The 7,286-nt window shown below is 57.6% G+C and carries 7 protein-coding genes and 3 tRNA genes; 4 read left to right on the plus strand and 6 right to left on the minus strand.

Annotated elements, in window-relative coordinates:
• The first annotated feature begins 61 nt into the window (after positions 1-61).
• On the plus strand, positions 62-586 hold the full coding sequence (locus AC2FIR_RS06760; protein ID WP_496743960.1) for a hypothetical protein: 525 nt from the start codon (positions 62-64) through the stop codon (positions 584-586).
• A 6-nt stretch (positions 587-592) separates the two neighbouring features.
• Here the strand turns inward: AC2FIR_RS06760 and rnd are convergent, their stop codons facing one another.
• The 3 genes from rnd to purM all read right to left on the minus strand — a co-directional run bounded on the left by rnd (position 593) and on the right by purM (position 3,503).
• Positions 593-1,750 carry a ribonuclease D gene (gene rnd / locus AC2FIR_RS06765; protein ID WP_496743958.1) on the minus strand — a complete coding sequence of 386 codons (1,158 nt, stop codon included), beginning with the start codon at positions 1,748-1,750 and terminating at the stop codon, positions 593-595.
• Positions 1,751-1,863: 113 nt separating this feature from the next.
• Entirely contained in the window at positions 1,864-2,460 is a 597-nt protein-coding gene (purN, locus tag AC2FIR_RS06770; protein ID WP_480910748.1) for a phosphoribosylglycinamide formyltransferase, read from the minus strand.
• Positions 2,457-3,503 (minus strand): phosphoribosylformylglycinamidine cyclo-ligase, encoded by a 1,047-nt coding sequence (purM, locus tag AC2FIR_RS06775; protein ID WP_480910751.1) that lies wholly within the window; start codon positions 3,501-3,503, stop codon positions 2,457-2,459. Before purM ends, purN begins: the two co-directional genes overlap by 4 nt.
• A gap of 180 nt (positions 3,504-3,683) precedes the next feature.
• Here purM and AC2FIR_RS06780 point away from each other — a divergent pair.
• Positions 3,684-3,757 (plus strand) — tRNA-Met (locus tag AC2FIR_RS06780).
• A 145-nt stretch (positions 3,758-3,902) separates the two neighbouring features.
• Here the strand turns inward: AC2FIR_RS06780 and AC2FIR_RS06785 are convergent.
• Both AC2FIR_RS06785 and AC2FIR_RS06790 read right to left on the minus strand, forming a co-directional pair.
• A tRNA-Arg gene (locus AC2FIR_RS06785) sits at positions 3,903-3,979 on the minus strand.
• A gap of 223 nt (positions 3,980-4,202) precedes the next feature.
• On the minus strand, positions 4,203-5,522 hold the full coding sequence (locus tag AC2FIR_RS06790) for an ATP-binding protein (RefSeq protein ID WP_496743955.1): 1,320 nt from the start codon (positions 5,520-5,522) through the stop codon (positions 4,203-4,205).
• Positions 5,523-5,570: 48 nt separating this feature from the next.
• On the opposite strand from AC2FIR_RS06790, the gene AC2FIR_RS06795 reads away from it, so the two are divergent.
• Together AC2FIR_RS06795 and AC2FIR_RS06800 are read left to right on the plus strand one after the other, a co-directional pair.
• Positions 5,571-6,485 (plus strand): MBL fold metallo-hydrolase, encoded by a 915-nt coding sequence (locus AC2FIR_RS06795; protein ID WP_496743953.1) that lies wholly within the window; start codon positions 5,571-5,573, stop codon positions 6,483-6,485.
• Positions 6,486-6,560: 75 nt separating this feature from the next.
• Positions 6,561-6,635: transfer RNA gene (locus tag AC2FIR_RS06800), tRNA-Asn, on the plus strand.
• Positions 6,636-6,827: 192 nt separating this feature from the next.
• Here the strand turns inward: AC2FIR_RS06800 and AC2FIR_RS06805 are convergent.
• On the minus strand, positions 6,828-7,286 hold a 459-nt coding region (locus AC2FIR_RS06805; protein ID WP_496762081.1), incomplete at its 5' end, for a hypothetical protein.

Raw genomic sequence — 7,286 nt, forward strand, 5'->3', positions numbered from 1 at the left:
TTTCAAAGCATTGAAATTGCGCTAACCCATTGTCGGAACTACTGCTCAGGGCTTTGAGACCATGAAAAAAACACTCACCGTTCTAATGGTCGCATCGCTGACCCTGTCTGCCTGCAATAGCTGGCGCGATTCTCGGGCGAACCCTTCGAACTGGTTTGGTCCGGGCACGCCCCCACCGGAGGAAGTTCCGGTCGACGAAGCCAATGCGCTTATCCCGAAGCAACGCACCGGAACCGGCCTGTTTTCCCGCCCCGAAGAAGCGGATACGAGCGTCCTGCTGGCAAGGATTGATGAACTGAGGATAGATCCAACACCCTCGGGCGCAATTGTCTATGCATCCGGCACGGCAATACGCCAGGGCGCCTTCAATGCGCGTCTGGTTCCTGTTGTTAGTGAAGAGAACTCGAAAAACGGCGTTCTGGAATTCGGCTTTCGGGTAAATTACCCAAAAGCCCAGACGCGTCAGGGCTCCGAGCGGTCCCGGATGGTTTCGGACGCGATCAATGTCAGCCTGCAGGATCTGCAATCCATCCGTTTGGTGCGGGTGGTTGGCCAGCAGAATACGTTGGAATCGCGGCGGCGCTGATCGGCGTCAGAGGGAAACGACCTTCACGACCTGCCCTTTGGCGGCCAGGGCGATCTTGCCCTCACACAGTTTCAGGGCGTCTTCACCAAATACCTCAAACCGCCAACCGGACATGGCTGGCAGTTCGCGTTCGCCTGCAGCGATCTGATCCAGCTCGGAACTGGTTGCAATCAGTTTGGCCGCCACACCCGAACTCTCGGTTTTTGACTTCAGCAGAACCCGCAGCAAGTCAGATAGCGCCGGGTTGACCTTGAGGTTGTCGCGCGCCTTGTCGACCAGCGGCAGATCCGACGCAGGGCAATTCACACCCGTTTCAACCGCTGCCAGAATCCCGTTGGCAATTACGCCTTTGCGCGCCTCGCGCAGCAACAAACGTGAACCGCCCAGATCTGATGCCGTTTTCGGTTTGGTCGATGCCAGCTCGATCAATGCGTCATCCTTGAACACGCGACTGCGTGGCACATTGTTTTCCTGCGCGTATGCCTCGCGAAACTTGGCAAGCTCACGCACGACAGCCAGAAATCTTGCCGAATTCGTGCGCGTTTTGACACGCTTCCAAGCTTCCTCAGGCCGCATTTCATAAGTGCCAGCCTCGGTCAGGGTGCGCAATTCTTCAGCCACCCAATGGCTGCGGCGTGTTTTTTCCAGCTCAGCCGCAAGATGTTCGTAAATCTGACGCAGGTGGGTCACGTCCGCCAGCGCATAGGTCTTTTGCGCATCGGTCAGCGGGCGCCGTGACCAATCCGTAAAGCGAGAAGTCTTGTCCACGCCCTGTCGGCAAATCTTGCGCACAAGCGTCTCATAGCCGACCTGTTCGCCAAATCCGCAGACCATTGCGGCCACCTGCGTATCGAACAGGGGTTTTGGGAAGACACCCGCCTCGACCCAGAAAATCTCCAGATCCTGACGCGCAGCGTGGAACACCTTGACGACGTCCTCATTCCGAAACAGGTCGAAAAGCGGTTCAAGCGACAGCCCATCCGACAGTGGGTCCACCAGAACGGCGCTGTCTTCGTCGTTGGAAGGGACGGCAAGCTGAACCAGGCAGAGTTTCGAATAATAGGTACGCTCGCGCAGAAACTCGGTGTCCACGGTGACATAAGGGAAGTCCGCCGCGGCCTTGCAGAATGCGGCCAGCTCTTGCGTCGTTGTCAGGGTTTTCATTCGCCGTACTGTTCTTGCTCTTGCTCTTTCAACAGCCCGTTTTTGACCTCGTCCCGAGCCTTTGAGCAAACCATAGGCAGAATAACAGCCGCGTGTAAATCACCCACAGCGGATCACGGTAGCAGAACTGGCGACCTGTTGCCTTCTGCATACCTTCTCAGCACGGCAGGATACAGTTTGTGTTCCCAGGCCAGCACGCGCTCCGCCAAAGATTCCGGCGTATCGCCTGCTTCGACCCTGACTCGCGCCTGTCCCAGTATCGGCCCGTCATCCAGTGCAGCGGTGACTTCGTGCACCGAGCATCCATGCTCTGCGTCGCCCGCCGCGATGGCCCGGGCATGCGTGTCCAGACCTTTGTACTTGGGCAGCAGAGAGGGGTGGATATTCAGCATCCTGCCCTGAAACTGGGAAACGAAATCGCCGGTCAGCACCCGCATGAATCCGGCGAGGCACACAATATCCGGCTGTGCTTCCTGCAAGTGTTTCAACAGTTCGGCTTCGAAAGCGGCGCGATCACCGTTGAACGGGCGGTGATCCACCACAGCGGTCGGAATGCCCCGATCCGTGGCCTTTCTTAAACCGCCGGCCTGCGCGTTATTGGCCAGAACCAGACAGGGCCGCGCCGGATGGTCGTCGGTCATACTGTCAACCAAAGACACCATGTTCGATCCGCCACCGGAAATCAGGATGGCGACGCGCTTATGGCTCACAGCAATTTACCGGAATAGGACACACCGGGCTGATCGGTAACGGTGCCAATGCGGGAAACGGTTTCTCCGGCTTCAGTCAACAGGTTTGCCAATTCATCAGCACGGTCAGCGGCGCAGACAACGATCATGCCGATGCCGCAGTTGAAAGTCTTGAGCATCTCGGCTTCGGCAATGCCGCCGACCTGAGCCATCCAGCCAAAGACCGGGGGCAGTGTCCACGAACTCAAATCGATTTCGGCACCCAGATCGTCGGGCAGAACCCGAGGCAGGTTTTCGGTCAGACCGCCACCGGTAATATGGGCCAGCGCATGTACGCCCCCGGCCCGGATCGCCCGCAGTGCTTGTTTCACATAAAGCCGAGTCGGGGTCAGCAATGCCTCGCCCAACGACCCGTCACCAAACGGAGAATCTGCATCCCAGCCCAGGCCCGACATCTCGACCAGTTTGCGCACCAGCGAATACCCGTTGGAATGCACCCCATTGGACGCCAGTCCCAGCAGAACATCGCCTTGCCGCACACCTGCCGGAAGATGTGCACCGCGTTCCATGGCACCGACCGAGAAGCCGGCCAGATCGAAATCTCCTTCCGGGTACATGCCCGGCATTTCCGCCGTCTCACCACCGATCAGGGCACAGCCGGACTGAACGCAACCTTCAGCGATACCTTCGATGATCCGAGCGGCCGTATCGGTATCCAGCTTGCCGGTCGCAAAGTAGTCCAGGAAAAACAGCGGCTCGGCCCCCTGACAGATCAGGTCGTTGACACACATGGCGACAAGATCGATGCCCACGCCGTCGACAACGCCAGTATCAATGGCAATCCGCAGTTTCGTTCCAACTCCGTCCGTGGCACCCACCAGGATCGGATCGGTGTATCCCGCGTCTTTCAGATCAAACAAGGCGCCAAACCCGCCCAGGCCGCTCATCACTCCGGAACGATTGGTCCGCTTGGCCGCAGGTTTAATGCGGTCGACCAATGCGTTTCCCGCATCAATATCGACACCTGCGTCAGCATAGGTGATTCCGTTCTTGCCCGCTGTCATGGCCAACCCTTCCTGAATGCTATTCGCGCGGGTTATTCGATTGCGCCGCGCGTTGCAACGGTCAGGCGCAACAGGTGTGTCACTGAACGCCGCCGGATGTCATGAACGCCAAGAATTTCAGATTGAGCACTGAACACTCTTGGCGTGCCGATAACATTGCTGTACGTAGCGCGTGTTCCTGGGGGATTAGCTCAATTGGTTAGAGCAGAGCGCTCATAACGCTTTGGTTGGGGGTTCAAGTCCCTCATCCCCTAGGAGAGTGGATTTCCTCATATTACGTTCAAGTACTGTTCGGGTGTTAGTTGGACAAGGAACAATAGTTCCGATTCGCGGTCCAGAATCATAACCTTAGTCAGTTGTGCCAAACCTTGCGCTGCGAGAGGGTGAATACCGGAAAAGTGGTGAGCCGTGCAGGACTCGAACCTGCTGCCTCCAAATTAGGAATTTGGCGCTCTATCCAGATGAGCTAACGGCCCTTGCCTCCCAAAGTAATTCGGGGAATGCCCGGACAATGTCAACGGTGTAACGCTATTGCATTACCGACGGCCGGCCAAGGCACTCAATTTGCTTTCAGCCGAAATATGAAACGAAGACCGAAAAGGCAAAGGTTACCGGGTATTCTTCCCATAGAGCGCAGTTTCAAGATTCCGGTCCGGAAGCCCTCCGCAATCGTAGCCGCGATTCGCGCCGGAACTGCCGTTACCGTCCAATAATGATATCCGCACACAGTCCGCCCAGTCGGCTGCTTTCGGCCAGCCGCAAAACGCCGCCATGCGCGCGGGCTATGTCGGCCACAATCGCCAGCCCCAATCCCACGCCGCTGCCCTTGTTTTGATTCCGGGACGGATCAAGCCGGGTGAAGGGCTTGACCGCCTCGGTGCGCTGTTCCGCAGGGATGCCGGGTCCGTCATCTTCGACCCTGACCCGCAACGACTTCTGCGTCAGGGTCAGACTGACCTCTGCCTTGTTGCCATAGCGAACCGCATTACCGATCAGATTTTCAACGGCGCGCCGAAATGCCGTCGGGCGCAACATCACGGTTCCTCCGCCTTCGACTGAAACCAGTTCAACCGCTAGCCCGGCGCGTTGTGCATCGTCCACAATCTGCCGCAGCAGGATTTCCGGGTTCACTTCTTCCGGTGCGCCCTCGGCGGCACCCCGCGAAAACTCCAGAAATGCATCCAGCAGTGATTGCATCTCATTCACGTCCTGCAACAGGGGCGCTGCTTCATCCTCGGGCAACATCGACAGACCCAGTTTCAGACGCGTCAACGGCGTTCTCAGGTCGTGGCTGACCCCGGACAACATCAGGGTACGTTGTTCCATCTGACGTTCGATCCGCGCGCGCATGTCCAGAAAGGCGCTTCCGGCCGCGCGAACTTCGGTGGCGCCTCCGGGTGAATACGGCACGACCCTGCCCCGCCCGAAGGCCTGGGCCGCGTTTGCCAGCCGGGTGATCGGTCGCAGCTGATTACGCATGTACAGAAAAGATATCGTTGTCATCACTATGGCGAAGAACACCATCGTAACAATCAACTGATGTGGTGTTGTAGGTGACAGGCGGCGACGGTCGAATGTCAGTTGTAGCAGTCCCAGGTCCGTATCCAGGTACAGCCGGGCTTCGTGACCGCTGGGAAGGGCCACAGCCGTCAGATTCGGAATCAGCGCTCGCAATTCCGCTTCCACCTGAGGCGCGATGAAATCGTACCAGCGCCGCCTGCCGACATCGGGCTGTTCGTTCAGGTCAAGAAACCGAAGCTGCATTTCGAGCGTGGCCAGTTCGGGCCGTATCGCAGCCAACACCTGCTGCTGCGTTTCGGCGTGTTCAACGGCCTCGGTCACCAGCATCACTTCACGCGACGTCGCGCGCGTCATCTGCGCGGTGACATCCTCCAGGTGTTTTTGCAGAAACGCGATTCCCACCACCAGCAGCAGGACAGCGACCGGCAGAACAATGATCAAGGCAGCCCGGGTGTACAGGCTGCGCGGCATATATGGTTTGAGCCAATGCGTTGACATGCGCTAAACCTAGCGAGCCGCACCGGCAAGAGAAAGAGCACATCGCCCATGCAAGCCCCCGACGATTTCGACCCGCCGACAGGACAGGCCGAGCAATTGCAACCCGGCCTCAGACGCATCGTAGCTCCAAACCCGTCACCGATGACGTATCGCGGGACCAATACTTATCTGCTGGGCTCAGGCAACATCGCGGTTATCGATCCCGGCCCCCTCAGCGAACCGCATCTCGACGCCATTCTGGGCGCGCTGAACCCTAGGCAGAAGATCAGCCACATCTTTGTCACCCACAGCCATCTGGACCATTCTCCCCTCGCCGCCCCTTTGTCCGCCCGCACCGGTGCGCCGATTCTGGCTTTTGGCGGCCCCGAGGCTGGGCGCAGCGACGTAATGCGCGAACTTGCGCAGAACGACCTTGTTGGCGGTGGTGAAGGAATAGACGGGGATTTTCGCCCGCATGTCGAACTGGCAGACGGCGAAACCGTTGACGGCGACGGCTGGCAGGTCGAGGTTATTCATACGCCGGGCCATCTGGGAAACCACATCGCGCTCGCCTGGGGTGATGTGTGCTTTACAGCGGATCACGTGATGGGCTGGGCCAGTTCTCTGGTGTCTCCACCGGACGGGGATCTGACCGACTTCATGGTCGCCTGTGAACGTCTTCGTGCCCGTGACTGGTCTGTCTTTCACGCGGGACATGGTTCACCCATTGCCGATCCCGCCGCCCGGTTGGACTGGCTGATCAGCCACCGAAGAAGCCGTGAAGCCCAGATACTGCAGACGCTCAGCCATAACCCTGGCACCGCCCGTGAGCTGGCCATACGGATCTACACCGACACGCCAGAAACACTTCTGCCGGCAGCCGAGCGGAATGTTTTTGCGCATCTCGTTGATCTTTGGGGAAAATCGTGCGTCCGTCCGACAGGAAAATTGTCGGCCGACGCTTGTTTTCACAGGGTAGAATAAGTCGAAAAGAATTTTCGTTCTTCCGGTCGTTCTGCTCTGGACGGCGAAATCCGAGGTTGCTATACGGCCCTCAATTCCGGCGTAGCTCAGCGGTAGAGCAGTTGACTGTTAATCAATTGGTCGTAGGTTCGATCCCTACCGCCGGAGCCATAAAAAGCCCTTAAGTCGCAATGACTTGAGGGCTTTTTTGTTTTTTGGGCCAGGGGCCGATTTTGGGTTTAGGGGCACTTTAGGGGCAGTTCTTCTCAACTGCTGGCGTGCCACCACAACTAGTCTCAATACTTCCTGGCTTTCACCGAAGTCGAAACTACCACCTTGCCTGAAGCCGGAAAATCGATAAGCTCAGTCGGGATAGTTATCTTTTCTTCTTCTTTTAGAACAAGGTGCTATGCAATGAAAGCTATACGGAAGCCTACGTTCCCATTCCTTTTCTACTGCCACAATGATACGTTTTGCGGCTTCGTGTTTGAAACGTTGTTCTTGGTCTCCTACGCGCTGCACATTCTGCACCCAAAGCGCGAACAGCCTTTCCAAGCTCGCTGTCGGAATCCCTTCGATGATGGATTTTTCTGCACCTAGTATGTTGGCGCGCCTCGGCTTCGGTACAGCAGCAGTAGTCGCTTTCTTCTTAGGAGTTTTGACCCGGCGCGATGCCTTACTAGCTTCCTTAGCTAGGTCTCGCTTTGCAGTTGCTTCGTAACCGCCCGATTTAGGCCGCCTTGCAGTTTTCGGCAGATGCTGGCAGCCAGTTCCAGGGAAGCAATTCGTCGAGCCGGTTGATTTTATGATCGTGGATACGGC

This window comes from Ruegeria sp. CDSB136 (genome assembly GCF_059610965.1).

Coding starts and splice junctions, on each gene's coding strand:
- AC2FIR_RS06760 (WP_496743960.1), top strand. CDS start 62: ATGAAAAAAACACTCACCGTTCTAATGGTCGCATCGCTGACCCTGTCT.
- purM (WP_480910751.1), bottom strand. CDS start 3,503: ATGACAGCGGGCAAGAACGGAATCACCTATGCTGACGCAGGTGTCGAT.
- AC2FIR_RS06795 (WP_496743953.1), top strand. CDS start 5,571: ATGCAAGCCCCCGACGATTTCGACCCGCCGACAGGACAGGCCGAGCAA.
- rnd (WP_496743958.1), bottom strand. CDS start 1,750: ATGAAAACCCTGACAACGACGCAAGAGCTGGCCGCATTCTGCAAGGCC.
- AC2FIR_RS06790 (WP_496743955.1), bottom strand. CDS start 5,522: ATGTCAACGCATTGGCTCAAACCATATATGCCGCGCAGCCTGTACACC.